A 24,862-nucleotide genomic window follows, 5' to 3' on the forward strand; every position below is an offset into this window, starting at 1 on the left:
AGAGGTGTATAAGACACAGGAGGGGCCCCGCACCATCACGGTGCGGGGCCCCTCTCCTGTCTCCTGGGCGCGTTCTCAACGGCCCGTGGCGGCCAGTTCCTTCGCGGCCTCCGTCAGATCCTTCGCCGTGTCGATGGCACGCCAGTAGGACCCCTGCGGGATCGTGAAACCGGCCAGACGCTGCTCCCGGGCCAGGCGGGGGAACGTAGTCCGCTCATGGTCCCCCCGCTGCGGCAGCAGACCGGCGAACTCGGGGGAGAAGACGTAGACACCCGCGTTGATCTCGAAGGTCGACGGCGGGGCCTCGATGAAGTCGGTGATGTGGCCGAAGCCGTCCGTCCTGACCGCGCCCCAGGGCAGGCGGGGCCGGGCCAGGGCGAGCGTCGCGATCGCGTCCCGCTCGGCGTGGAAGTCGGCCATGTCACGCAGTGAGAACCGGGTCCAGATGTCGCCGTTCGTGGCGTACCAGGGCTGGTCCGGGTGGGGAAGGTGAGCCGCGGCGTACTTGAGACCGCCGCCGCGGCCGAGGGGCTCCGACTCCACGACCGTGGTGACGGAGACCGGCAGATCGGCCGTGTCCAGCCACGTCTGCAGTACCTCGGCGAGGTGGCCGCAGGACACCACCACGTCCGTCACGCCCTCCTCGGCGAGCCAGGACAGCTGATGGCCGATGATCGGCGTTCCCGTCCCGGGGATCTCGACCATCGGCTTGGGCCGGTCGTCGGTGTACGGACGCAGCCGGGAGCCCTGGCCTCCGGCCAGAACGACGGCTTGAACGGGGCGGGACGCGGCGCTCGGATCGCTCATGAGACCGAACTGTACGGTGCGTCCCGCCCGGGGAATGCGGCGGACGAGGGGTTCCCGCGTCAGCCGTTATCGACTGCCCACCCGGTGGCAGGGCGGTGCGCTCAGCTGTGTGCGGCGGCGACGCCGGTGGCGAAGGCGGTGTCGCAGACCGGGCGTGCGTAGGACTGGGCGCGGGTCGGGCCGTAGACCCGGACGGCGGCCTGGCCGAGGGCGCGGGCGAGGGAGGCGCAGTGCCGGGCCAGCGACGGGCGGTCGTCGACGGCCTGCTGGAGGTGGGTGAGGGCGACGCCCGGGTTCTCCTCCTGCAGCTCGGTCAGCAGCTTGTCGCGCAGGACGTCCTGCGGGGCTCGCTTGGCGGCACGCGAGGTGCCGGCGGACGTGGCGGTGTCCGCTGCGGTGAGCACCGGGTCGGAGGAGCCCCCCGACCAGTTGACTCGGCTGACCGCGAGGGTCCCGGAGAGCACCAGGACGACGGGCAGGACGAAAGCGAGGGTGCGGCCGATCCGGCGGGCGGGGCCCCGGCCGCGTCGCGTCTGTTGGGTAGTGGAGTGCTTCACGCGTGTGAGGGTAGCGCGGGGTAATGGTTTGTAGACATTTAGTCACCGGTTCGGGGGATGAGCGGGGGCCCATTTTTGGGTAGGGGGTTGACGCACACTGCTCGAAACGTCCGGTCTGCCGGGGTATTTGTCGACAACGAGAAAGGCCCCGCAGCGCTCTGCGGGGCCTTCTTCGTCAACCCGGGTGAATTACCCGAGGTCGGGTGTTTGCGGTTGCCGTCAGTCGGACAGGCGCGCGCCGGTCGACGTCGAGAACACGTGGGTCTCGCCGGAGCGGGGCACGATGTGCAGCTGGCTGCCCTTCTCCGGGACGTCACGGCCGCTGACGCGGACGACGAGGTCCTTGGAGTCGTCGCCGACCTTCGCGGTGCCGTAGACGTAGGCGTCGGCGCCGAGCTCCTCGACGACGTTGACGGTGACGGCGAGGCCCTGCTCGGCATCGGAGACGTCGAAGTGCTCGGGGCGGACACCGACGGTGACCGTCTTGTCGGTGGCGGCGGCGATCGCGTCGCGCTGCACCGGGACGACCGACTTGCCGAACTTCACGCCGCCGTCGGTGATCGGCACCTCGACCAGGTTCATCGCGGGGGAGCCGATGAAGCCGGCCACGAAGAGGTTGGCGGGCTTGTCGTACATGTTGCGCGGGGTGTCGATCTGCTGGAGCAGACCGTCCTTGAGGACCGCCACGCGGTCGCCCATCGTCATGGCCTCGACCTGGTCGTGGGTGACGTAGACGGTGGTGATGCCGAGGCGGCGCTGCAGGCTCGCGATCTGCGTACGGGTGCTGACGCGGAGCTTGGCGTCCAGGTTGGACAGCGGCTCGTCCATGAGGAACACCTGCGGCTCGCGCACGATGGCGCGGCCCATGGCGACACGCTGGCGCTGACCGCCGGAGAGGGCCTTCGGCTTGCGGTCCAGGTAGTCGGTGAGGTCGAGGATCTTCGCGGCCTCCTCGACCTTCTGCCGGATCTCCGCCTTGTTGACGCCGGCGATCTTGAGCGCGAAGCCCATGTTGTCGGCGACGGTCATGTGCGGGTAGAGCGCGTAGTTCTGGAACACCATGGCGATGTCCCGGTCCTTCGGCGGCAGGTGCGTGACGTCGCGGTCGCCGATGCGGATGGCGCCGGCGTTGACGTCCTCGAGCCCCGCGAGCATGCGGAGCGAGGTGGACTTGCCGCAGCCGGACGGGCCGACGAGGACGAGGAACTCGCCGTCCTCGATGTCGATCTCCAGCGCGTCAACAGCGGGCTTGTCGGTGCCCGGGTAGATCCGGGTCGCCTTGTCGAACGAGACAGTGGCCATGATGAACTAACCCCTTCTACCGGCAGGAACGTGCCGGACGATCCGAGTAGGAAGGCGGTGCCACGACGGGAAATCCGTTGTGGTGTAGTCCACGCGTGTGAACTGGCTCAGGACCGTACCTGGCGTTCACCTGGTCTGTCAGTACCTCCGGCCCTGTGAACTTCGCGGAAATTTTCGACGGGGCCCCTCGGGGACCTGGGTACACTGCTCGGGCACGTGCGGGTGCACACCCGTACGGGCCTCCTTAGCTCAGATGGCCAGAGCAACGCACTTGTAATGCGTAGGTCGTCGGTTCGAATCCGACAGGGGGCTCTGCTGAAACCCCAGGTCGGATGTGGTCTGACCTGGGGTTTTGGCGTGCGGTTGCTGTGGCGGCTGCAACAGGGGTGGGTGGGCATCCGCCAGCGGTCTCAGTTACGGTCTCAGTCCAGGCCAGACGGGGGCGAAGCCCTTCCAGCCCTTGGGCTGCAGCGGCACGGAACGCTCACCCTCGATCGACTCGCAACTCGGGTGTAGGCGTCTTGCTGAGCGCCTCCCGCGCCGCGCTCGTGAACTGTTCCCGGCTGAGTTCTCGCGCCTTCCTGTTGCGCGTGAGCACATCTGCCATGGAGAACGCCTCACTCGCAGCCGCGGAGAGACGCTCGAGGTTCGCGCTCAGCGCTTCTCGTGCCTCGCCGGACCTCTGTCGATACTGCTCCATACTCTCCAATGCTGCTCGCAACATGGGGTGGCCATCGAGTTCTCGCAGGTCGCGCCCCTGGCTTCGATGGTCATTCACAAGATCCACAATCTGCTGGCTGCGGTGCCGGTACTCGTCGGTTGCCTCGGACACAGCCTCGGTGGGTATCGGGTGTTCGTCGACGGCTGCTATCGCGGTTCGGGTCACCTCGATGAACCGGACGGCGACCTTGACGTCCTCCTGCATCGTCTCCGCCAGAGACTCAGCAGCATGCGTGACTTCTGGCGGGCCCAAGATTGCGATGCGTCGTGCGCGCCCCGCCATACGGTCTGCGGCCAGCCGAAGATCCTCCAGGCCCGTTGAGTCCTGCGCTTCATCTGCCGCGGATGCTTGGGTTATACGGAGACACTCGTCCCAGGCTTCGAGGAAGCTCTCATAGGTGGTGAAGCGCTGCTGCCTTAGCCAGTGACCGTGCTCAATGGCCCCCTGGTCCTGCACTTGCCGGCGGACAGCCTCTGCGCTTTTCTCGGCACCGAACTTGGTTGCTCGTGCTCCAACAACGGCTCCCAGCCCAGTTGCAGCTAACCCGATCACAGCGATCACGAGGGGAAGTACGAAGTCCTTCACGCTGGCTCATCATGTCGGCACTGACTGAGCTTGGGAAGCCCGCGCCGTACCGAGACCCCCAGGCCGGGGCGGCCCCAGCCTGGGGGCATGTTGATTATCGGATGCGGCGGCGACGGCGTGAGCGGGCAGTGCGACTGTCGACCGGATCAGTGGTGATCGCGGCGGGGCTTTCGGGCGCGGGTACGAAGAACTCGCCCATGCGTCGCATGGCGTCCTTGGACAGGTGGGAGCGGCCCTTCACGTACCGCCGGGTCTGGCTGATCTGGGTGTGCCGGAGGATCTCCATGATCGTGGGCATGTCCACGCCTAGCTCATTGAGGATGGTGCCGGCGGTGTGGCGGCTTCCGTCGTAGAGGCGGCGGTCATCGATCCCGGCCTCCCTGAGCAGCTCCTTGAATTCCTCATAGTCGGCGCGCGGGTCGAGCGGGCGTCCGTCCGGCCGTGAGAACACCACGTCGTGCTCCTGCCACAGCTCGTCGGCGGCGGCCCGCAGCTCCTCTTGCCCGGCCTTGTGCTCGCGCAGGAACGGGATGAACACGGGCGGGATCGGGACGGCGTTCCGGCTCTTCTTTGTCTTCGGGCGGGTGAAGACGAGACCGCCTTCCTTTCGCTGCGGGCAGGCGCTCGCGTGCCTGGTGCATGCCGTGGGGCACGGCTTCGGGCAGCCGCGCTTGTAGCTCTTGTGTCTGGCGCATCCGGCAGGGCACGGCTCGAAGCGGTGCAGGCGTTCCCCGCAGGCGTGAGGGTCGGCGCAGCCGTGCCGCCATGTGAGGCGCTGTAGCTGCCACTCGGGGCGGAACAGTTCGGCCTCCAGGTCGACGTACGGCCAGCGCAAGCCGAGCGTCTCGCCCTGCCGGAACCCCATGCCGACGCCCACGATCCACCGCATGAACGTCGGCCGCTTCGACGCGGCCTCCAGGAAAGCCTTGGCCTCTTCCTTGGTGAAGGGGTTGGCCTCGATCTCGTCGACGCTCGGCGGGTCCACGAGCGTGGCCACGTTCTCGCCGATGATGCGGCGCCGGTGGGCAATCTTCAGGGCCCGGGACAGGATGCGGTGCACCTTCACGACATGCGAGGGCGCGTGGCCGGCGTCGAGCATGGTCCGGTACATCCGCTCCAGGTGCTCGGGCTGCAACTTGTCGATGCGGTGCTGGCCGACGCCGGGGATGATGTCGTTGCGCGTCTTCGACCAGTAGTCATCGAGCGAGCGCGGCTTGAGCTTCAGGCTCGCGATGTCGGTGAGGTAGGTCGTCATCCACTGCGCAACGGTGGGCTTTCGCCCCGCGGTGGTCGCGCGTCCCTGGTCGCGCAGCCGCTCCAGCTCCCGGATCTTGCGGCGTACCTCCGCCTTGGTCTTGGCGCGGCGGTGTCGGCGGTCGGGGCTGCCGTCGTTCTTCACGCCCATGGTGACGCGTCCGTGCCACCAGCCATCCGCACCGAAGTAGACGGTCGATTCCATGTTGGGCTTGCGGGGGCTCATGTGCTCCTCCATGTGGGAGGCGCCCCGAGCGGAGTGCTCGGGGCGCCTCAGGGGGGTGCTGGGATCAGTTGGGCAGAGGGGCGAGGTTCGCCACGTACTCTTCGAGGTCCGTTCGCCGTATCCGGCGCGTTCGTCCCAACTTGATGTACTTCAGGGCGCCTTCGGCCATCAGCTCGTAGACGGTGGATCGACCGATGGCGAGCGCTTCGGCAGCTTCCTCGGGCTTGTACAGGAGTCGGTCGACGGGGGCGGCGATCGCCGTGCTCATCCGGGGTGCCTCCTAGGCGGGAGGGTCTTGGGCGCTCTCAGGCCTCGTGTCTGTCCGAAGTGCGGATTTCTGCGTCATTGCGTCATCAGCGTCATCCGCGATGCTGACCTGCGGCTTTGGGTGACGCAGTGGTGTGGGGGTGCGTCATCGGGGCGTCATGGGCTGCGTCATCGGGTGACGCAGATGACGCAGGATGACGCAGACACCGTCGTCTGCGTCATGCCCCTAGCCGCAGGTCAGGGGCCGTTTCTCTGCCTGCATGACGCAGATGACGCAGGGTTCCCCCCTTGGGACAAAAGAGGGGGTGGTGTCTGTTGTGGTGCGGTGCCGCTTCAAGCGTGAAGAGCGAGCCGCTGCGCGGCGCGTTCTCGCAGGGCGGCTATCGCCGCCGAACAGCAAGAAGAGCACGCCTGGCCGGTGGTGCTCTTCTTGCTTGTCCGGGGACCGTACGCGGGCGCGGGGTCAGAACATCCGCTTCTCCTCGTGGGGCGGCGGCGCCTGCAGATGGGTCATTTCGAGGTAGCGGCCCTCGCTGGTGCGGCCCGATTCGATCAGGACACCCCGGGCGGCAAGCGTGGGCTGGAGGCGCTTGATCCGGTCGGAGAGGACCTTGCCCGTCGTCGGCCACCCCTTGGGCAGCGGACGCATGTCGTCGCCGCTGTAGAGGCGGCTGAGGCAGTGCAGCCACTCCGTGGAGGTCATCCGCTGCTCGCCGCCCGGCTCGATGGTCTCGGCGTGCTTGAGAACGGTCTGCGCGAGCAAGTCGCCCTCGATCACGTCGTCGTTGAGGTCGTCGAGGCTGCGCCGGTAGGCGGCGAGTGCTCCCAGGCCGGTCGCGGCGTCGAGCTGCGCGCACAGATGCGCGAAGTCCGCCATCCGCAGATCGGTCGGGGTCTCCGCCTCAGCCGCGCGGACTTTGACCGTGAGGTCGAGCAGGGAACCGAGAATGACCGGCAGAGCCTCGGCGTACTCCGCCCACAGCTCCGCCTCCGTGCGCCGGACGCGCGGGCGCTCCAGGCGCAGGGGCAGGAGGCGTTCGGCGAGGTCGGGCCGGATGACGCCCACGTCGATGCCGGTCAGCAGCATGGGACGGCGGTAGCGGGCCCGGACCACGTCCCCGTCGGTGTACAGGGCGCGTTTGACGTTCTCGGCGCCGGTGACGATGCAGCACATCGCGTCGGACAGGTCCGGGGTCATGTGGGAGAGGTTGTCCAGGGCGGTGACCCATCCGGCGGCCACGGCCGCGATCAGGTTCTCTTCGTCCTTTGGGGCGCGGCGCAGGTCGCCGCTCATGCCCTCGATGATCCGTACGAGCATGCGGCCGCCCGTGGACTTGCCGGCGCCCTGTGGGCCGGTGAGGAACGGGGCGGGGACGGGTACGGACGGCCCGAGACAGCCGATTAGCCAGGCGATGGCCAGGCACTCGGTCTCCGCGTTGGCGAAGTTGCACAGCCTGAGCAGGAGATCGATTCCCTTTCCGTCGGTGTCCTTGACCGGCAGGGGCAGCTCGCCGGTGAGCTGGGTGCGCCGCCAGCACACTTCCCGCGGGTCGGGGACGGCGATCTCCCACCCGGTGGGGTGGATGCGAACCGATTGCCCGTCCGTGCGGCCCAGGTCCAGCCACGTCGCCCCGTCGAACCCGGGCGCCACGCGGATGTGAACCTGCTGCACGTCCTCGGTCAGCGCCAGGGCCTCGATCAAGTCCAGTGCCTCCTTGAGGGCGGTTCCGTTGAACACGCCGTGTCCGTCGCGGTAGAGACCGACCATGAGTTCCTGGCGGTGGCTGCCCGTCGTGCCCTGGGAGCGTATCGGGCGGGCGACGGGGTGGCCGTTGCGCTGCGCGTACACGGTGCCGTCGGCGGTGCGGAAGTACCGGAAGTGCGCTTGCGCGTAGTCGGTGATGACTTCGCGGGCCGGGGTCTTGTCGTCCTCGGACATGCTCACAGTCCCAACCTGGTGCGGGCGTTGGTCCACGCGTCCGTGCAGTGGCGGGCCGATTCGCCCTTGGCCTGAGCGGCGGTGAACAGGCGCGTGACGTGGGTGTCGGTGAGGCAGCCGCATCGGCCATGCGTGGACAGCACGGCCAGGAACGTCCGGTACACGGTCGTGTGGACCGAGCTGCGGGCCTGTGTGATGCGCTGCTCCGCCATGGCGATGCCGCGATCCAGATAGGTCGGCGTGCGGTGACGGCACTCCCCGAACCCGGCCTCTGCCGGCACGGCGATGGTGTGCGGTCCGGGCCGGGCCGCACAGGTCTTCTTCACAGCCAGCACACGGACGACGTCGGGCAGGGCGGTCATGGTGCCGGTGCCGGGTCCGAGGTAGCGGGCGTAGGCCATGGTCGACTTGATGTCGACGCCAGGCCGGACGGCGTTGTGCGAAGACATGGCGCCCCGGTAGATCCAGTGCTCACCGCGGGTCGTCTCCACGACCCGTGTGGCGGGCAGGGTCTCGCGCGCCCATGCGACGGCCGCCGCGTCGTCGAGGTCGACCACGGTCAGCCCGGCGGCGCCGGGGTGGTAGGCGACGCAGGTGGCCCGCCGCCATGCGGCCATCCAGGCCGGAGAGGTGAGGACGGCCGGGTCGGCGGTGGCAGCGGCCCACGCATGGCAGACGCCAGGGCATCGGCACGGCCCGGCGGCCTTCATGTTCGGTCGGCCGCCGCACGCGTTGTTCGCGCACCGGTGGCAGTTTGCGAAGGGGGCTTTGCCCGGACGCAGGGGGAGAACGGGAAGTCCGGCGGCGGCCAGGTTGAGCGCCACTCGCCGGATGGGGGTCTGTTGGGTCATGCTGGGAGACCTCCAACAGGTCTGTTCACGGCTGGTTGGGCAAGGGCGGCCCCGGTTCTTGGCGGAATGGGGGGCCGCCCTTGGCCTAGCTAGAAGGGCGGTTCGTCGCTGTAGCCGCCGGGGGCCCACGGGGCGCGGCCGGTGTCGCGGCGGCGCAGCCACCGGGGGCGGTGCGGCAGGGGCAGCAGGACCATGCGCCACTCGGTCCAGCACGGGCACGGCTCCCAGTCGGTACCGGCGTACTCGCCGGTTCGTAGTCGCCGTAGTCGTGCTCGATACCGCCCACGCCATCGCAGTCGCGGCAGTCGGGGCGGGGGGTGTCGGCCAGGATGAGCGCGTTGCGTGGCCAGGTCGCGCGCTGAATGCGCAGTCGGATCATGGGCGTTGATCTCCCTTTGTCAGCCGTGGAAGTGGCTGCGCTTGATGACGGCCTTGCGGATGTTGACCGTGCTGCCGTTCCTGCCGTTGGCGACGCGTCTGGGCAGGCGCCAGACGAGGACGGCGAGGGCGATCCACATCGCTGCTCCGGAGCCGAACCCGGCGGCGGCGTTGACGACTTCGCCCACGCCGTATCCGGCTCCGGCGGCGAGGGCGCCGCCCCCGAGACCGGCGCCCAGGAAGCGCTGGGCGACGGGGTCGAGCAGGGGCAGCGGGGTCAGGTCGCGCGGCTCCGGGACGGGCATGGGCGGCGGGGCGAGGTGCTTCGGCATGGGCACCATGCGGCCGTAGGCGTCCGGGATCCAGACGACCGGGCCGCGCTCGCCGTAGAGCTCCACTGGCCCCTGCGCGGGGGGCTGGAAGGGCTGTACCGCGGTGTCCGGGGTGGGCTCCCGGTAGGGCTCAAGGGGGTAGGTCACGGCCGGTTCTCCGATCACGGATCGTGACTGTCAGAGGGCAGGCTCTGACAGTCAAAACGGGTGTCAGGCGTGATGTCAGGCCGGAAATCCCTGACTTCTCTATAGGCCGGGCCGCGCCCTGACTGTCAGAGTCAGAGCGCGGCCCTGACAGCCAGGGCATCACGGTGGGTAGTGCTAGGCGGCGACGGCGATCGGGCGGACGATGGTGTACTCGCCCTGTCCGTCGCGCTGGAGGACGCCCTGTTCGGTGAGCTTCTTCAGCTCACCCTGTAGCCACGGGCGGGAGCGGCCGGCGGCCACCGCCGCGGGGATCAGGTCGCCCGGCTCGAAGGTGAGCCGGTCCTGTGCGGCCCATGCGTCGATCTGGCCGTACAGGGTGGCGCGGGCCTCTTCGGTGGACGGCCGGGCCGTCTGTTCGAACGTGAGGTTCGTGTCCGGGTCGGCGTCGGGTACGTCGTCCTCCAGGCGGAGACGGGCGTATTCGGCGTCGGGCTCCGGGTCCGCCGGGATCCGGGACATCACGTCGTCGTGGGCGTCCTGCAGTTCCATGGCGGCGGCCTCCTCGATGGCCGGGTCGACGGCGTCCACGTCGTCGTCCTCCCTGTCGTCCCACTCCGGTGCCGGGTCGGGGACGGCGTGCAGCAGGGCGGGCGCCGTCGCGGTGTCGGGGGCGTTGGTGCGGTTGGTGCCGTGGTGCGTGCGTCGCTCGTATGTGAGACCGGCGGCCCGCGCGGACACGTCGTCCAGCGGGTCGCGGACCGCGGCGGCGGCGAGCACCATTTCGCGGATCTGCTCCTTGACCGTCTTGGTCAGGGAGCCACGCACCTCAGTGGTCCAGCGCTTGGCCGGGATGCCCATGCCGGTGGAGTAGGCGTAGCCGGGCCGGTCCGCGCCCCAGTCCGGAATGGCGCCGGACTCGGTGACGCGGTCGGGCAGGCAGAACCCGGCGTCGGCGGCGTCGTCGACGCCAAAGCACGCGGCGGCCTGGAGGTTGGCGCGCACGTCGGTGGACACGTTCTTCCAGGACGCGCGCTGGAGGCTGATGACCAACCAGATGCCGACCGACCGGGCAGCGCGGGCGATCTTGTCCAAGACTTCGAAGTCGGCCACGTCGGCAGCCTCTTCGATCCAGACCACCATGGCGTTGAGCTTCGATTCCGGGGTCCACTGGTCGAGCCCCTCGTCCGCCAGCTCCGTGCCGCGCGCGGCGATCACGTCCGGTAGGCAGCGCAGTAGGGCTTTCGCTTCACGCTGTCCGCCGCGGTTCTTGTCGACGAACCAGTCCAGACCCTCGGCCATGTGCCCGACCGTCTGTTCGCCCTTGGACAGGTCGATCAGCCAGACCGACAGCTTGCGCCGGGTCATCAGGTGGGCGAGAACGGTGCGGGCGAACTCCGACTTGCCGGAGCCGGTGACGCCCATGACAAGCAGGTGCTGGAGGATCTCGGCGAGGAAGGGGTTGATGGACCACACCTCGCCGTCGGCGTACAGGCCCACCGGGATCGGCTCCGTCGGCAGCAGGCCGAGTTCGGTCGGCGGGCGGAAGGGGACACCGTCCTTGAGCAGGTCGGCCACGCGTGCCGAGAAGGTGCCGCGGGCGGCGTTGTCCGGGTTACGGTCGACGGTGACCGCGGACGGCGGGACGTGCAGGGCCGCCGCGAGTTTCGGGGCGGCCGTCTGGACGTCCTCCATGGTCTTGCCGGGCGGGACGACCACTTCGGCACTGACCATGCCCTTGCCGTTGCCCTTGGCGTTCTTGACCTGCACCTTCTCCAGGCCAATGGCTTCGGCGAGCTTGCCCAGGCCGGTGGTCTCGGTCTCCTCGGTCTCGTCGTGGGCGTTGCGCATGACCTGGCGCACGTTCCACGACGCGGCGAACAGTCCGCCCCCGAGCAGCCACAGGTCTGTCATGGGGTGGCCAAACGGCCCGGCGGACACCGAGCAGGTCAGCCAGCCCATGCCCGCGGCGACGCTCGCGGTGGCCTGAGCGCGGCGGTAGCGGCGGAACTTGTTGGTGCCACCGGCCACGGCCCAGGTCACGGCAGACAGCAGAACCCCGCCCGCCCCCATGCCGGCGGACGCGAGACCGGCCGACAGGGCGCTGTCGCCCCACATCTCGTGCACGCCCCATCCGGCGGCGGGCGGGAGTACGGCGGCGCCGATCCACGGCGGCAGGTACGGCGCGGCTTTCGCGGCGAGGTGGTTGCCGATGGTGGACAGGACACCGCCCCGGCCGGTGGGCATGGTGGCCAGCGCGTAACCGTTCTGGCCGTCCCACCCGCGCACGGCGGGGGCGTTGTCTCGGTCGCGGCGGGCCATCAGTCCTCCCCGATCGTGAACGTCGGGCGGGCCGTCTTGCCGTTGCGCTTCTGCTTGGCCTCCTGCTCCGGCTTGACGAAGTGCCGGTCGAAGGCGTGCGCCATCTTCAGCGCGCCGACCCCGAGCGCCTTGGCGGCCTCTGCGGACACCTTCAGGTGGGCGGAGACCAGCCGGGCCTTGATCCGGGACTGCGCGCCGAAGGTGTACCACTTGCCCTTGTACTGGGAGAGCACGCCGTTCAGCTCCTCGGCGCGCATGCCGAGGATCAGGTACAGCTCACGGCCCAGGTGGTTGATGGCCTTGGCCATGGCGATGATGTCCTTGTCGCTGCGGATCTCGATCCGCTCGATCGTGTGGATCAGCCGGTCGCCCTGGTGCCGGTCGGCCGCACCGCCCCCGCCACTGTCGCCGTTGAACCCGGCGTTGCCGCCCGGGTGGTTGCCGTTGGTGGGGCCGAAGTTGACGTTGTAGGTGCGTTCCTTGTGCGTGTGCCGGGACGGCCCGTCCGAGTGGGCGCCATTGGGCGGTGCGCCGTTGGTGGGAGTGCTCATGTGTCGTCCTCCTCGAAGACGAGCGACCTACCGAGCAGCCGTGATGTGGCGATGTGGTCGACGGTCCATCCGTCGTCGACCGCGTCGGCAGCCTGCTCGATGAGCCGGTGGGATGCCGCGAACCGTGCCGTGACGGCCGCGGCGTACAGGTCGGTGGGCCGCCAGCGGGACTGACCCGAGACGGAGTGAACGAGTGCGCTCACCCGGCGGACCGTTCGTGAGCCGAGGGCCCACGAGCGGTCCAGCAGGGCGGCGCGGCGCGCGCCGAACACAGCCCGCCCTCTCAGCCCTTACGGCGGATGACCAGCCACGCCGTCTGAACGGCGAGCGTGATCAGCAGCCACAGCGGAAGCAGGGGACCGGCCGTCGGGCCGAACCCGGCGGCCAGGGCCAGCCACGTCAACGCGGACGTGCTGCCCGCGGTGATACCGATTCGCCACAGCAGCACTGAGCGGCCAGCGGCGGGGCGACGCAGCAGCGCGAACGCCAGCCAGGCGAGCGGAGCGACGGCGAACGGGGCGAGCAGCAGGCCCGACCACCACGCCCACCAGTGCAGCAGCGCCGTCAACGGCAGCGCGACCGTGGCGAGGACGAGCGGCGCGATGGAGCGGCGGTGCTTCCACAGCAGACGGCCCGCGAAGCCGAACGCCTCACGGGTCAGCGACGGACGCTCCGGGACGACGACTACGAAGGGCTGCGAGCCCCGGCGCCCGCGCTGCCTCGGGATCTGAACGGTGTGGACACCCGCGGCCGTCTTCACGGTGCGGGAACGAGTACGGCTGGACACAGCGAAACTCCCAGGAAGACGAAGGGTTTTAGGCGACGCGCTTTTCGTCGTCGGGGTAGGCGCACGGCACACACATCCCGAGGGAGACCGGGATCACGTAGCCCGCGTCCGCGCGGCACTGAGGGCAGATGCGGCGGGCGACGTTGGCTTTGCCGAGGGCCGCCCACTTGGCCGGAGACATCGGCCGTACAGGCTTGGCGGCGTCGATGCGGTAGAGGTAGGCGACCAGCGGGGCTCGGCGGCGGCGCGGACGTTCCACTTGCGCAGCCACGTCCTGTCCGCCGGGTCGCAGCCCGAGGGCCCGGAGTTGGCGGCGCGTGGCCAAACCGTCAGGGGCAAACTGCCACCGGTAGGTGGGGATGCCGGCCATCAGTTGCTCGCGATGGCCAGCTCAGCGCCGTGCGCGCTGGGGTCGCGGTGCTCGGCATAGCGGGCAGACACCCAGCCGACCGACCAGCCGCACAGCTCCGCCGCCTGGCGCACCGACAGGCCCGACTCGAACGCAGCCGATACGATCCGGCGCGCCTCAGCCTCGGGCAGCTTGACCTCCGCCGGGCCGCGCTCCAGCAGTGCGGCGCGTTCACGCGCCGCACGCTCCTCGCGTTGACGGCGTTCACGCTCGGCCTCCTCGGCGCGCTCGCGCTGCGTGGCTTCCGCTTGCTGCCGGGCCTGCTGTTCGCGGCGCAGCCGGTCTTGTTCACGCTGTTCACGCTCGCGTTCACGGCGTTCACGAGCCTCCCGCTCGGCAGCCTCGGCTCGCTCCCGGGCCTCTCGCTCCTCGCGCCGCTGCCGTTCCTCCCGATCGGCCGTCTCACGGGCCAAGCGGGCCTCGTGTTCACGCTGTTCACGCGCCAGCATGGCTGCGTGCTCGCGCTCCTCCCGGGCCTCCGTACGGGCCTGCTGGGCGCGCTCGCGCTCCGCCTGCTCCCGCCGCTCCCGCTCGGCTCGCTGCTGAGCTTCCAGAGCCGCCACGGCGGAGGCGATGGCCCGCCGGTAGGCCAGGCTGGTCTCTGCCGTGACGATGAGGAGCAACGGGGCAACCGAGTGGACGGCCACGCCCACCAGGTCCTTCTTCAGCGCGGAGTCAGCAGTGTTGAGCGCCAGAGTCATCAGGCCGGTCATCCACCGCAGCGTGATGGGCCAGCGTCCGCCGTCCCCGCCCAGGCGGGCCAGCACGTCATCGAGCTTGACCACGATGACCACTGCGGCATCCACCACGAGCGGCAGGATCGGCGCCGTCCAGTCCCACTCCTCGGCCGTGTGCTCGGCCATCAGCGGCGTGACCGTAAGGATGGAGTACAGCATCGCGCCGCACACGATCAGCCACGTGCCGCCCGACAGGGCGCGCTCTGCTGAACGGGTCTGAACACTGTTCACGCTGCCTCCCCGACCCGCTTCGGAACGGGCACGTACGCGCGGCGGAACCCGTTGGATGCGGCGTCGTAGATGAACGCCTCACACCGCCACTCACACTCGGCGGCGGGGCGTTCACCGGAGGGCACCCACACCGCGTCCGGGGCGACTCCGTGGGTGGCGGTGTCGGCGTAGGCATCCTCGCGGGAGGCATAGACGGTGTGCGGCTCGCCGTAGTGCAGCAGAACCGTCAGCGTCCGCCCCTCCAGCGACTCACCCTCCAGCTCCTGGCGCAGCCGGCGGATCTCGATGTCCTTCAGCAGCAGCTCCTGCTGAGCGGCGGACAGCTCCGCCATCGCACCGGACAGGAGCTCGCCCACCTCGGCGGTGGTCGCCTCCGCCCTCTCCGCACGATCGGTGACGGCGAAGAGCTCCCGTACGTGGCGGCCCCAAGCGGTATCCGCCTGTGCCTGCACGTCCTGAGCACGAGTGCGCGCCTGCTCGGCCTCCTGCTCCACACGGCGCAGATGGCCGGTGGTCACGATGCGGATCATGCCGTACCTCCGACAGGCTCCGGGGCACACACGTCGCTGTAGCCGGTCAACTCCAGCTCGGCGCCGGCGAAGTCGGAGGACGCCTTCAGCACGCGCGTCCGGCCGTCGCTCTGCTCTCGGTAGACCACGGCGTCCGGGGAGATGCCCAGCGCCTCCCGCCAGACCTCGAAATCCGGCAGGCCGCTGTGGAAGCTCAGCTCCAGCTGGGCCGGGAAGACGGGGGACATGCGTACGTCCGGCGCGGGAAGGTGGCTGAAGTCCACGGCCAGCAGACGCAGTGCCCGCAGCGGCACGGCCAGGCCGTCCAGCGTCACGTTCTCGCTCACGCCCCCACCTCCGTCACCGAGCAGGCTCGGTTCGTGAGCTCACGGCGCGCGGCCAGCACCTTGCGGCGAGCCCGGCGCAGCCGTCGCTCGTCCAGCTCGGTCACCGGCCGGTCCAGCAGCCGGATCTGAACGTCCAGTTCCTCGACCTCGGCGCGGATGAGGGGCATCTCGGTCTCGATGGCGTTCAGCTCCGCGTCCGTCGGCTCGCGGTCCTGCTTGGTGACGTCGATGTCGGACAGCAGGTGAAGGGGGAGAATCTTCATGGGTCGTGTTCCTCTCGAAGGGTGGAACGGCCCGAACCGCGGCTCCCGGGTGGCACCCCGGGGGCCGCTCGCCGTTGAAGCCGGGAACGTCTCGGCTCCCCACACCCCGCCCGTACGGCCCCCGCGCAGAACGCGGGCCCGGACGGGCGAGGGAGGCAACCGGCCGCAGCGCTAGCCGCTGCGATGGCAGGAAGAGAGCGGATCGGGTCGGCCGTGAGCGTGCGTTCCGCTCGCGGACCTGGATGACGTACTGGCGCCCGCCGGCCGATCCATCACGGCGGCGCCCAAAGTCTTCGTCGATGCATTGGAATGCCTCTCTGTCGAGGTCAGCAGGGGTGAAGCACTGCAAGGGGGACCACGTCCCCACCCTCCGGCCGTTGCTCGCGGTCGCCGGGCCACCTCGCCAGTACGGGCCGAAACCCTGTTCTGCCTGGCCTTCAGCGGGATTGCAGCGTCCCCGCCTTCTGCGCATGCGGCATGAAGCCGCGTTCCGACCGAGGTGGTGCATTCGGTCGTTGCAGTACCTGTTTTACAGGTACTGCATGAGGGTCCGTCAAGTACGCCGACGGAACCTCCTGGTTTCGCACCGGAACTTCTTGGCGCACATTCAGAATCGCTGCTGGTCAGGGGAGTTGGTTACCCCGCACGTAGACAGCTGTCGGTCTTCTAGCTACGGTCAAGAAGTCCCTAGAAGTCCCTACGGGGGTGCAGATGTCGAACGAGCGTTTACGGTCCGCCCTCCTCGCCCGCGGCATGACCGTGCAGAGCCTCGCCGAAGAGATCGGCGTCATCCCGAAGACGATCGAACGCTGGATCACGCAGGGCAAAGTCCCGTACCGGCGTCACCAGTACGCAACGGCGGCGGCGCTGAACGTCGACGTGACGACGCTGTGGGATGACAGCCGCGCTGTCGAAAGCGCAGCGGATCTGACCAAAGCCGAGATCGCGGCTGTCTACCCCCACCGGCACGTCGTGCCGTCAGCCCTCTGGCGCCAGATGTGCGAGCGGGCCACGGAGCGCATCGACATCCTTGTGTACGCCGGCATCTACCTGGCGGAGGACCCGCTCTTCTTCTCGACGCTGAAGGAGAAGGCCGAGAGCGGTGTCCGTATCCGAGTGCTGATGGGCGATCCGGAGTGCGAAGCGGTCGTCCGACGCGGCATCGACGAAGGGCACCGCATCATGGACGGCAAGATCCGCAACGCGTTGGTGAACTACCGCCCACTGTTCACCAGCCACCCCGAGATTGCCTTCCGCTTGCACGACACGGTGCTCTACAACTCGATCTACCGCGCTGATGACGAGATGTTGGCCAACACGCACGTGTACGGCATCGGTGCCTACATGGCGCCCGTGTTCCACCTTCGGCGACTCCCCGGAGGTGGTCTGTTCGACACCTTCGCCAATAGCGTTCAGCAGACCTGGGAAGGCGCCAGGACAGTAACCGAACGCGACATCACGGGAGCTTGAGCATGGGACGCATCGACTACCTGCACGACCCGGACGCCCCGCCGGCCAACTCGGTTGTGCCGTCCGTCGTCGCGTTCGTGCAGAACGACGCGGGGCAGGTGCTGATGATTCAGCGGTCCGACAACGGGCGCTGGGCACTGCCCGGTGGTGGTCACGACGTGGGGGAGTCGATCAGCGACACCGTCGTGCGCGAAGTCTGGGAAGAGACCGGGATCAAGGCGGAAGTCGTCAACATGTCCGGGATCTACACGGACCCCGGGCATGTGATGCAGTACGACGACGGAGAGGTGCGTCAGCAGTTCAGCATCTGCTTTCGCGCGCGGCCGGTCGGCGGTGAGCTCCGTACGAGCAACGAGACGACTCAGGTCCGCTGGGTTGACCCAGCGGACCTGACGACGTTGGACGTGCACCCCACGATGCGGCTCCGGATCGAGCACGCCATGGATCGGGCGCGCACGACTCCCTACATCGGCTGACGCTTGGCCGCGGCGACCCGTTCGAGGACGCGGGAGGTGCAGGCGAGGATCTCCGGTTCGGCCCGACGGATGAACTGCCCGATCAGGCTGTCCGGCCCGTACCGGCCGGCGATCTCGTTGATCCGGTCGATCGGGTTCGTGGACGTGCCGTCCGGCGTGGTGTTCATGTCGCAGTAGCAGAGCGCGTCGTTCAGGTGCGCGCTTTCGAGGGGGAACTCGCCCTTCAGCTCCTCGCGCATGCCGCGCGCTTCTGCCTCCATCCAGGCGCAGGAGTGGTGGGCGACCAGGTTGATGACGCGGCTGTCGGCGCCGGCCACGTCGCGGAGGTAGCGGGCCCCGTCCAACGGGTGGAAGCCGGTCTTGGCCAGGTCCGGCGCGTAGCCGATGTCGTGCAGGACCGCGGCGGCCTCCAGTAGATCGGCGTCCTGATCGAGTACGAGCGCGATCGTGCGTGCCCTCTCGGCGACTCCGAGGCAGTGCTTCCACCGCCGCGGCAGTGGCTCGGCGAGCAGTGACTCAGCCAGGGGATAGGCCCACTCCGTCAACTTCGGCAAGCTACGAACGCTCCTCTCGCGTCGGCGCGGCGCGGACCGTCCGCACCTTGCCCTGTCCGCCTCCCGCCAGTACGCCGGCGGTCTCCAACTTCTCCAGCGCCTTGGTCACCGTGGGGCGGGAGACCCCGAACCGTTCGGCCAGTGCGGAGGCACTCGGGAACGCTTCCCCTACGCCGAGCCCGTCTGCCGTGATGATGTCCACGATGCGCTCTTCGAGCGGGCGCCGGTCGACCCGCGCCCCCGGTCGGACGACACGCCACCGGCCCCCCGGCACTGGTTCGGCCACACCTTCCTGACGCAGAACGCCGAACGCCCGGAGAGCAACGCCCCGCGAGACGTTGTGGTCGCGCACGACTTCGGCGAGCGACGGGAGCTCCGTCATGCCCGGGTCGTTCTCGATCTGCTTCTTCACCGCGTCGGCAATCTTCAGAAAGGTCCCCCGAGGGTTGGCCTGTTGCGACACTCGCTCTCCCTCTCCGTCCGGCCGTCGAGACACCCAAGCCTCCCACGTCTGCCGGATGCTGCGGAGAGGTCTCGCACGGCGGTGGTCAAGACCACCGCTTGATCATCCTTCGGTGGGACTGGAGAGCCCATGTTGTAGCTCCGTCCGCCTCACTACGTAAGGCACCTCTTACGGGAAAGCGGTGGCAAAGCTGCTAGGTGGCGGTAAAGATGATCACTGTGGCGAGAAATCGTACGGTAAGAACACAGCGCAGAGGGCATAGCAGGCACCCTGCGGAGACGGCGCAGATTTGGGTGGCGCTTGTAGCTCTCGGGACGGCCGGGTACGGCGGCCTGGTCAGTTTCATACCCGATCTATCAACCACGACTTGGGTGGTAATCGGCGTCGGGCTGTTCCTCGGCCTGGCTGTCGTTGTGTCCACTATTCTCCGGCAGCAACTGCTTGAGGCCCGAGGCCTTGAGGCAAGCCGCGAGCGCGTACGGGTTGCAGAACGGAACCTTGAAGCCGCACTGCGGACTGGGCAAGCGACTGCAAGTGCGGGAGGCGTCGCTGTCAGCGGAAGCGTCTCCCCCAGAGTGGTACTGGTGCCCCACCCAGCTGAGCCTGAAGACGATGAGGACGGGAGCCAGTCACCTACGCATCACGAACCTGGTGATGAGCGGGGTCATGAATCACAGATTGCTGACACGAGCGGTGAAAACGACAAGCGGCCGTCCCCCGGCGAGCCCGAGGAGGAAGGAGACAGGAATCAACGATCCTCACCGCGACTGACCTTGCCAGAGTTGTGGGCCGTGACTCACACGAGGCTGGACCTTTATCACGACATCGCCACCGGGCAGGCCCGCAGGTCCTTCAGGAATGCACAGGTGGCCATGATTACCGGCTTCCTACTCCTGATCGTTTTTGTTGCAGTGGCCCTGCAGGCGAGCACGACCGCGGGAAGCGTAGTCGCCGGTGGGCTGGGTGCTGTCTCGGCAGCGCTGTCGGGGTTCGTAGCTCGCACGTTCGTGAAGTCTCAGGAGACAGCCGCGGCTCATCTACGTGCGTACTTTGACCAGCCGTTGGAGTTCTCGCGCTATCTCGCTGCCGAGCGCTTGATCGCTGACTCTTCTCTCAGTGATGAGCAGCGTGCAGAGGTGCTGGCCGCCCTGGTTCAAGCGATGGTCACGCCTCCGGCCGTGCCAGTTACCCCCGGGCAGGCGGCTGGCGTGCCCGGTCAAGCCGGTCAGCAATAGTGGCGCCGCTACCTTCAACTTGAGTAGTTCTGGTGCCGTCGAGGGAAGGCGTCGCCGACCGGCCACTCCTTGGGCAGACTGAGCGCCGCGTGGACGGGCTGAGCTGCTGGCTGACGCACGACTTGGAACTCGCCCAACCATGCGGTTGCCCAGGTGGGTAGGACGGGGGCCGGAAGCGACCTATGGTCGGGGCTTTGCCACAGGACGGGGGTGTTCTTCGTCCAAGTCCAGGGCGCTGGGTTGTCGACGATGAGCACGCCGCTGACTCGGCTGTGGGCGTGGTCGTAGGTGGAAGTCCAGTATCCGTCGGGCAGCCGGCCAAGGGTCGGCGTGGCAGCGTTTACGTATTCAACCGACGTCCCGTACAGCGCGGTCTCGGTGTCCTCGTCCTCTGGGAAGAGGGCCGCGTGGCCAACTGCCACGATGAATGGCAGCCCTAGGTCGCCGTACTTCCGCCCCTTCCTCTTCACGGCGTCGAACACACGATTCGGCTCGTCGCCGACCCATATTGCGGGGTGGACGCCGATCGCCCTGCTCGTTGGATCGCCTCGTTTGCCGGGGCTGCGGGGGATCGCCTCAAACGTGATAGCCCAGCCAGCCTCCAGCCAGGTGTGCTTGGGCAGCGGCATCTTGCGCTCATGCTCGGCGATGACTTGGTCGGGGTCCAAGCTTGCCAGCCATCGCGTCAGTTCAGTTTTCAACCGCCTCTGTGAGGGTGTTGCCGACCCGACACTGTCAAGCTTGTAAGACAAGAAGAAGTTTGGGCTCGGCACACGATCGATGGCATCGATCAGCTGGGGCGGGAGCGAGATAGACGTGGTGGTGCCCAGGCGCTGAGTCGTCCAGATTGCCTCGACGACGAAGCGCTCGCCGTCGCGGGTCACCAGAAAGTCAGGGTTCTTGCCGCCCGTGCCTATTTGATACTCGATCTCTACAGCGCAACCGGAACCAAGCAGCATCTCGTGCAGATACAACTCCCACAGCGCTGAGTAGACATTTGCGTCCGAGTTCCGGTCCAGCAGTCGACTGCGCAGGGCGGGCCGAGCCTGGTCCGGGAGGCGCACCCACCACTCGTTGATCACGTCTCGAACCTGGTCCCAGAACGGACCTGCGATCCGGCCGAAGAACTCGGCAGCCGACTCCGCTGCACGTTTCGGCGACGCGTCCACCCGATTCCAGTCTTCGTATACGACCATGGTCAACGATGGTAGATCGCCCATCACGACCACTCCCAAACATTTTCCGCTGCGCTGCTTGGCCGCTGGCTAAACCGACGTACCCCGCCGCTGTGCGAGTAGGCCGGGGACTGTGGACGGCGGCCTTGGACCTCCACTTCGTGGTGGATCCAACCGGGTTCGACTTCTACGCGGCGGACTGCTACCGCCTGGTCGGCGAAGACAGCTTGCGCGTACCCCCGCGGACGAAGTGCTGCGGATGGGGAACGGGCTTCGACGGCACCGAGCGCTCGCCGATGCGTAACACGGAAGCGCGCGTCACTGTCGGAGTCGCGGCAGCGCGAGACGGCGACTTGGAGCAGACACTCATCATGGGAGTGCGGGCTCACGGTCAGGATTCCTGACGGCTAGATAGTTTCGACTAATTGTTTCCGGCTTCACTGGGGGGAGAAACCGGAGACGAATCTGGCGGGAGCACGCAAGATTCCGAGATCTCTGACACTTCAGACTTCACCTTCACGTACTTCTCCTTATTCAGCCCGTATCCAATCTTGATTTTGTCGTACCGCAATAGAGTCACACCCTCTCCCGGTTCCATAATAATCTCAGCGGACGCCCTCCCGATCAGATAGAAGGGGAAGGGTTCGCCATGTAGCCACCCTACGTAGACGACCTCGCGAACAACGTCATTGGGTCCATCGATGACTTCAATGAACCGGATCATGCCAGACGCGCCGCCTTTGTTCGCGATCCTAATGGCGATTCGCTTTAGCTTGTTCCGGTCCGTGGGATGAGGCTCGACAACGGCAAGTATTTTCGGAGCGAAGCGACTGTTCTGCACCTGGACTGCAGAAATCAAAATTCCGACGATCCCAATCAAGCCAACGGTGCAGATCTGGACAACAGTCAACCAGGTATTGGACTCCTGGTTAACGACAATGCTAGGCGCGGTCGGCGTAGGAGACGGCCCAAAACATAGATACCCCTGCAGAAAGTTCATCGTCGTTGCGTTACTGGTCATGATGCCCGGGACACCAGCAAGCCGTATTGACAAATCCATGCCTGCGCGGCTTTTTAACGCATCTACATGCAGTGCACCAATCCTGACATGTGCGACCGTTGACCTTGTGAGCACATGGGACCGATGGGCAGTGGACATCTATAGACACAGTGGCATGCCTTACCTTCAGCCCCGCCTGGCGCCTTTCACCGAGGAGAATTAGGCGGCCCCATAGCTCACCGAAGCGACTGAAAAGTTGCAGCGAATCACCCTCCCACGGATCGTCGGGCATCAAAAGAATTAGACCTTCGCAATAAGGGACGCCTGCCGTCCATGTGGCGATGGATGAACTTTCCTCATCGGACACTTCTGGAATCACATCCAACGTAGAATGCCAATTCCGCTCGCTCTCGCAGAGCAGGACGGAGTTAACCCCAATCGGGCTGCTCAAAAATTCATCCGGAAGTCCGTGCACCAACTCACAGTTAATTAGGTGGCCCAGGGTGACGTCGCCATCGCCGGCCTCATCGAATACCTGCTTCAGTATTTCGTGAGAAAGATCTTGAAGTAGATTCACCGACGCCTCCTCGGCCAGGCCTGAACACAGGAACCATTCTTGTTGGCCAGAATCTTTCGCGCCCGTCGAGTGGAGCCGTTCGAGGGACGCTCTGTGGGGCGGGTGCGCCCGGCAGCCGAACTGAGGGTCGCGCCGCATCTACAGGCCAGAGCGGCCCTAGCAAGGGGCCAAGGGTGAGGAAGATGCGCGCAAGTGGTTTCAGCGGGCCATGAGGAACCCTGAGGGCGGTCTCAGTTGTGGTCTCGTTTGCCGCGGGATCCAGGTGGGTCCGCTGTCGTCCACTGACGTTCGAAGGCTTTTCTGATCAGCGATTTTCCCGCGCCATGGCCGTGAGTGGACACCCCCGGACCAAGATCGGACAACTTGTAATGCGTAGGTCGTCGGTTCGAATCCGACAGGGGGCTCTTCACCGCCCAGGCCGGACCTCTCCGGGCCTGGGCTTTTTCATGCGCCGCGCAGGCGGCGGGCGATCTCGAGCTGGTCGTTGTCGAGGGGGCGGTCGTCCTCGATGTCCCACAGGGTGTTCTGGAGGAGGCGGGCGAGGGTCCAGGCCCGTGCCCGGGGGCGGTCCAGGGTGAGGATGTCGGTCATGGCGTCGAAGCGCCAGAGGATGTCGTCGGGGTCGTAGCGGTTGTCGAGGGCCGGCCAGAGTTCGAAGCCGGGGTCGCCCGCGAGGGGCTTGGGGTCGATCGCCAGCCAGGGGGCGCGGTCGGAGGCGAGGACGTTCTCGTCGTGGAGGTCCCAGTGCAGGAGGCGGTCGCCCGGTTCGTCGACGACCTCGCGTAGGGCGGCCGCGCAGTCGGCGACCAGGCGGCGGGCCTCGGGGTCGGGGATGCGGCCGAGGGCCCACGGGGTCCGGTCGAGCATGGCCCGGGCGATGTCGCCGAGGCGGCGCACGCCGGGCGGGGCGGGAAAGGAGGTGAGGTGGGCGAGCAGCTCCGCGATCGTGACGACGGCCTGGTGGGTGTCCGGCACGTGGGAGAGCATGCGGGTCTCGTCGAGGCGCTCCAGCAGCATGGTGCCGGTCGGCTCGTCGTGGTCGAGCAGGCGGACGGCTCCGTCGCCGTTCCAGACACGCAGCGCCACCGGTTCGCCCTCGCTCTCCTCGTCGAGGATCTGGAGCTTGAGGACCGCGGGGGTGCCGTCGGGGCGGAGGACCGGGAGGACCAGGGCGGAGACGCCGTGCATGGGGGGTCCGTCGGGTTTCAGTTCCCAGTGGTCGAGGAAGCGGGCCGTCTGCTCCGGCAGTCCGGCGATGAAGGCGCGGCCCGCTTCGCCGTTGAACTTCTCTTGTGATGCTGCCAGTTCGCGGGGGATGTCGATCACTCTCGGCACGGTAGTGGGGTGTGCCGGGTGGGGCAGGTGAATTAGCCGGGGGTGGGTTCCAGGACCACCTTCCCCGTCGTCCCCCGGCTCTCCAGTGCCCGGTGCGCGGACGCCGCCTCGCGGAGTGGGAAGCGTTGTACGGCCGGGGTGAGGCGGCCCGTGGCGGCCTCGGTGAGGGCGCGTAGTTCGAGGGTGCGCAGGGGGTCGGGGCCGCCGGCCTTGCCCAGCATCGCGGGGCCGAGGACCTGTTCGGAGAGGCCGTCGACGAGGTAGGGCTCGCCGTCGAGGATGCCCTGGCCGGACCAGCCGAAGACGATGTGCTTGCCGTCGGGGCCGAGGAGGGAGACGGCCTCGCGGGCCACGTCGCCGCCGACGCCGTCGAAGACGACGGTCGCGGTCCGGCCGCCGAGGTGGGCGCGGACCTTGGCGGGCCAGGCCGGGTCCCGGTAGTCGACGGCGAGATCGGCGCCGTTCGCCTGGACGCGGGCGACCTTCTCCGGCCCGCCCGCGAGGCCGATGACGGTCGCGCCGGCGTTCCTGGCGTACTGGACGATCAGCGTGCCGATGCCTCCGGCGGCGGCCGGGACGACGGCCACCGAGCCGGGGCCGAGGTCGGCGAACTGGAGGATCCCCATCGCCGTACGGCCCGTGCCGATCATGGCGACGGCCTCGGCGTAGTCGAGGTTCTCCGGGATCTCGTGCAGGCGTTCGGCCGCGGTGACGGCCAGTTCGGCGTACCCGCCGGGGACGAAGCCGAGGTGGGCGACGACCCGCTTGCCGAGCCACAGGTCCGCGACGCCCTCGCCGAGGGACTCGACGACCCCGGCGACCTCGCGGCCGGGGATGGTGGGGAGCGGCGTCGGCTCGGCCGCCGGTCCGCCTCGCATGCCCTCGCGCAGGGCGGCGTCCAGGAGGTGTACCCCTGCCGCCCGTACGGCGATACGGACCTGTCCGGGGCCCGGCCGGGGGTCCTCGACCCGCTCGTGGGTGAGGTTCTCGGCCGGGCCGAAGGCGTGCAGGCGGATGGCGTGCATACGAGGCTCCTCGTGTCGCGGTGGTCTGCGGCA

At 68.0% G+C, this 24,862-nt stretch carries 27 protein-coding genes, 1 tRNA gene and 1 pseudogene; 4 read left to right on the forward strand and 25 right to left on the reverse strand.

What is annotated here, in order from left to right; genetic code table 11:
• Positions 1–75: 75 nt before the first annotated feature.
• The 3 genes from ACFT4A_RS39320 to ACFT4A_RS39330 all read right to left on the reverse strand — a co-directional run bounded on the left by ACFT4A_RS39320 (position 76) and on the right by ACFT4A_RS39330 (position 2,666).
• Positions 76–807, reverse strand: coding sequence for an NDP-sugar synthase (locus tag ACFT4A_RS39320; RefSeq protein WP_382840593.1), 732 nt, complete (start codon positions 805–807; stop codon positions 76–78).
• 101 nt (positions 808–908) lie between these two features.
• Positions 909–1,364: a hypothetical protein gene (locus ACFT4A_RS39325; RefSeq protein WP_382840596.1), complete on the reverse strand. Its 456-nt coding sequence runs from the start codon at positions 1,362–1,364 to the stop codon at positions 909–911.
• A 219-nt stretch (positions 1,365–1,583) separates the two neighbouring features.
• Complete coding sequence (locus tag ACFT4A_RS39330) at positions 1,584–2,666, reverse strand: ABC transporter ATP-binding protein (protein WP_189729401.1); 1,083 nt, start codon at positions 2,664–2,666, stop codon at positions 1,584–1,586.
• Between the two features lie 238 nt (positions 2,667–2,904).
• Between ACFT4A_RS39330 and ACFT4A_RS39335 the strand changes: the two genes are divergently transcribed.
• Positions 2,905–2,978 (forward strand) — tRNA-Thr (locus ACFT4A_RS39335).
• A gap of 172 nt (positions 2,979–3,150) precedes the next feature.
• Here ACFT4A_RS39335 and ACFT4A_RS39340 read toward each other — a convergent pair.
• From ACFT4A_RS39340 to ACFT4A_RS39415, 16 genes and pseudogenes are all read right to left on the reverse strand, one after another.
• A complete protein-coding gene (locus ACFT4A_RS39340; RefSeq protein ID WP_382840600.1) occupies positions 3,151–3,972 on the reverse strand; it encodes a hypothetical protein in 822 nt (273 codons plus the stop codon).
• Positions 3,973–4,066: 94 nt separating this feature from the next.
• Positions 4,067–5,452: a tyrosine-type recombinase/integrase gene (locus tag ACFT4A_RS39345; RefSeq protein ID WP_382840602.1), complete on the reverse strand. Its 1,386-nt coding sequence runs from the start codon at positions 5,450–5,452 to the stop codon at positions 4,067–4,069.
• 64 nt (positions 5,453–5,516) lie between these two features.
• Positions 5,517–5,720 carry a helix-turn-helix domain-containing protein gene (locus ACFT4A_RS39350; protein ID WP_031135784.1) on the reverse strand — a complete coding sequence of 68 codons (204 nt, stop codon included), beginning with the start codon at positions 5,718–5,720 and terminating at the stop codon, positions 5,517–5,519.
• A gap of 462 nt (positions 5,721–6,182) precedes the next feature.
• Complete coding sequence (locus ACFT4A_RS39355) at positions 6,183–7,658, reverse strand: ATP-binding protein (protein ID WP_382840604.1); 1,476 nt, start codon at positions 7,656–7,658, stop codon at positions 6,183–6,185.
• A gap of 2 nt (positions 7,659–7,660) precedes the next feature.
• The gene (locus tag ACFT4A_RS39360) at positions 7,661–8,509 is read right to left on the reverse strand and encodes a bifunctional DNA primase/polymerase (protein WP_382840606.1); all 849 of its coding nucleotides are present in this window, start codon (positions 8,507–8,509) and stop codon (positions 7,661–7,663) included.
• Positions 8,510–8,598: 89 nt separating this feature from the next.
• Positions 8,599–8,888, reverse strand: a pseudogene (locus ACFT4A_RS39365) (hypothetical protein).
• A gap of 19 nt (positions 8,889–8,907) precedes the next feature.
• Entirely contained in the window at positions 8,908–9,366 is a 459-nt protein-coding gene (locus ACFT4A_RS39370) for a hypothetical protein (protein WP_382840609.1), read from the reverse strand.
• Positions 9,367–9,540: 174 nt separating this feature from the next.
• Positions 9,541–11,685 carry a hypothetical protein gene (locus ACFT4A_RS39375; RefSeq protein WP_382840612.1) on the reverse strand — a complete coding sequence of 715 codons (2,145 nt, stop codon included), beginning with the start codon at positions 11,683–11,685 and terminating at the stop codon, positions 9,541–9,543.
• Positions 11,685–12,236, reverse strand: coding sequence for a hypothetical protein (locus tag ACFT4A_RS39380; RefSeq protein WP_382840614.1), 552 nt, complete (start codon positions 12,234–12,236; stop codon positions 11,685–11,687). Before ACFT4A_RS39380 ends, ACFT4A_RS39375 begins: the two co-directional genes overlap by 1 nt.
• The gene (locus tag ACFT4A_RS39385) at positions 12,233–12,439 is read right to left on the reverse strand and encodes a hypothetical protein (protein ID WP_382840617.1); all 207 of its coding nucleotides are present in this window, start codon (positions 12,437–12,439) and stop codon (positions 12,233–12,235) included. The genes ACFT4A_RS39380 and ACFT4A_RS39385 overlap by 4 nt, the downstream gene beginning before the upstream one ends.
• Before the next feature lie 80 nt (positions 12,440–12,519).
• The gene (locus ACFT4A_RS39390) at positions 12,520–13,023 is read right to left on the reverse strand and encodes a hypothetical protein (protein ID WP_382840619.1); all 504 of its coding nucleotides are present in this window, start codon (positions 13,021–13,023) and stop codon (positions 12,520–12,522) included.
• 28 nt (positions 13,024–13,051) lie between these two features.
• Complete coding sequence (locus ACFT4A_RS39395; RefSeq protein WP_382840622.1) at positions 13,052–13,393, reverse strand: RRQRL motif-containing zinc-binding protein; 342 nt, start codon at positions 13,391–13,393, stop codon at positions 13,052–13,054.
• Positions 13,393–14,400 (reverse strand): DUF2637 domain-containing protein, encoded by a 1,008-nt coding sequence (locus ACFT4A_RS39400; RefSeq protein ID WP_382840624.1) that lies wholly within the window; start codon positions 14,398–14,400, stop codon positions 13,393–13,395. Before ACFT4A_RS39400 ends, ACFT4A_RS39395 begins: the two co-directional genes overlap by 1 nt.
• The gene (locus ACFT4A_RS39405) at positions 14,397–14,930 is read right to left on the reverse strand and encodes a hypothetical protein (RefSeq protein WP_382840626.1); all 534 of its coding nucleotides are present in this window, start codon (positions 14,928–14,930) and stop codon (positions 14,397–14,399) included. The genes ACFT4A_RS39400 and ACFT4A_RS39405 overlap by 4 nt, the downstream gene beginning before the upstream one ends.
• The gene (locus tag ACFT4A_RS39410) at positions 14,927–15,256 is read right to left on the reverse strand and encodes a hypothetical protein (RefSeq protein ID WP_382840629.1); all 330 of its coding nucleotides are present in this window, start codon (positions 15,254–15,256) and stop codon (positions 14,927–14,929) included. The genes ACFT4A_RS39405 and ACFT4A_RS39410 overlap by 4 nt, the downstream gene beginning before the upstream one ends.
• Positions 15,253–15,519 carry a DUF6284 family protein gene (locus tag ACFT4A_RS39415; RefSeq protein ID WP_382840631.1) on the reverse strand — a complete coding sequence of 89 codons (267 nt, stop codon included), beginning with the start codon at positions 15,517–15,519 and terminating at the stop codon, positions 15,253–15,255. Before ACFT4A_RS39415 ends, ACFT4A_RS39410 begins: the two co-directional genes overlap by 4 nt.
• A gap of 711 nt (positions 15,520–16,230) precedes the next feature.
• Between ACFT4A_RS39415 and ACFT4A_RS39420 the strand changes: the two genes are divergently transcribed.
• Both ACFT4A_RS39420 and ACFT4A_RS39425 read left to right on the forward strand, forming a co-directional pair.
• A complete protein-coding gene (locus ACFT4A_RS39420) occupies positions 16,231–16,989 on the forward strand; it encodes an XRE family transcriptional regulator (RefSeq protein WP_382840634.1) in 759 nt (252 codons plus the stop codon).
• Positions 16,990–16,991: 2 nt separating this feature from the next.
• Complete coding sequence (locus ACFT4A_RS39425) at positions 16,992–17,465, forward strand: NUDIX domain-containing protein (protein ID WP_189550232.1); 474 nt, start codon at positions 16,992–16,994, stop codon at positions 17,463–17,465.
• Here ACFT4A_RS39425 and ACFT4A_RS39430 read toward each other — a convergent pair.
• Together ACFT4A_RS39430 and ACFT4A_RS39435 are read right to left on the reverse strand one after the other, a co-directional pair.
• Positions 17,453–18,019 carry an HD domain-containing protein gene (locus ACFT4A_RS39430; RefSeq protein ID WP_382840637.1) on the reverse strand — a complete coding sequence of 189 codons (567 nt, stop codon included), beginning with the start codon at positions 18,017–18,019 and terminating at the stop codon, positions 17,453–17,455. The two genes, ACFT4A_RS39425 and ACFT4A_RS39430, sit on opposite strands and share 13 nt — an antisense overlap.
• Before the next feature lies 1 nt (position 18,020).
• On the reverse strand, positions 18,021–18,431 hold the full coding sequence (locus ACFT4A_RS39435; RefSeq protein WP_382840640.1) for a GntR family transcriptional regulator: 411 nt from the start codon (positions 18,429–18,431) through the stop codon (positions 18,021–18,023).
• An 842-nt stretch (positions 18,432–19,273) separates the two neighbouring features.
• Between ACFT4A_RS39435 and ACFT4A_RS39440 the strand changes: the two genes are divergently transcribed.
• On the forward strand, positions 19,274–19,717 hold the full coding sequence (locus ACFT4A_RS39440) for a hypothetical protein (protein ID WP_382840643.1): 444 nt from the start codon (positions 19,274–19,276) through the stop codon (positions 19,715–19,717).
• A 14-nt stretch (positions 19,718–19,731) separates the two neighbouring features.
• Here ACFT4A_RS39440 and ACFT4A_RS39445 read toward each other — a convergent pair whose 3' ends face one another.
• From ACFT4A_RS39445 to ACFT4A_RS39460, 4 genes are all read right to left on the reverse strand, one after another.
• Positions 19,732–20,913, reverse strand: coding sequence for a hypothetical protein (locus tag ACFT4A_RS39445; protein ID WP_382840645.1), 1,182 nt, complete (start codon positions 20,911–20,913; stop codon positions 19,732–19,734).
• Positions 20,914–21,313: 400 nt separating this feature from the next.
• Positions 21,314–21,802: a hypothetical protein gene (locus ACFT4A_RS39450; protein ID WP_382840648.1), complete on the reverse strand. Its 489-nt coding sequence runs from the start codon at positions 21,800–21,802 to the stop codon at positions 21,314–21,316.
• A gap of 1,111 nt (positions 21,803–22,913) precedes the next feature.
• A complete protein-coding gene (locus tag ACFT4A_RS39455) occupies positions 22,914–23,804 on the reverse strand; it encodes an aminoglycoside phosphotransferase family protein (RefSeq protein ID WP_382840651.1) in 891 nt (296 codons plus the stop codon).
• A 32-nt stretch (positions 23,805–23,836) separates the two neighbouring features.
• Positions 23,837–24,829, reverse strand: a complete 993-nt coding sequence (locus ACFT4A_RS39460; protein ID WP_382840654.1) for a zinc-binding dehydrogenase — start codon at positions 24,827–24,829, stop codon at positions 23,837–23,839.
• Positions 24,830–24,862: the final 33 nt, after the last annotated feature.

Origin of the sequence: Streptomyces sp. NPDC057099, assembly GCF_042671245.1 — a bacterium.
GTDB lineage: Bacteria > Actinomycetota > Actinomycetes > Streptomycetales > Streptomycetaceae > Streptomyces > Streptomyces purpurascens.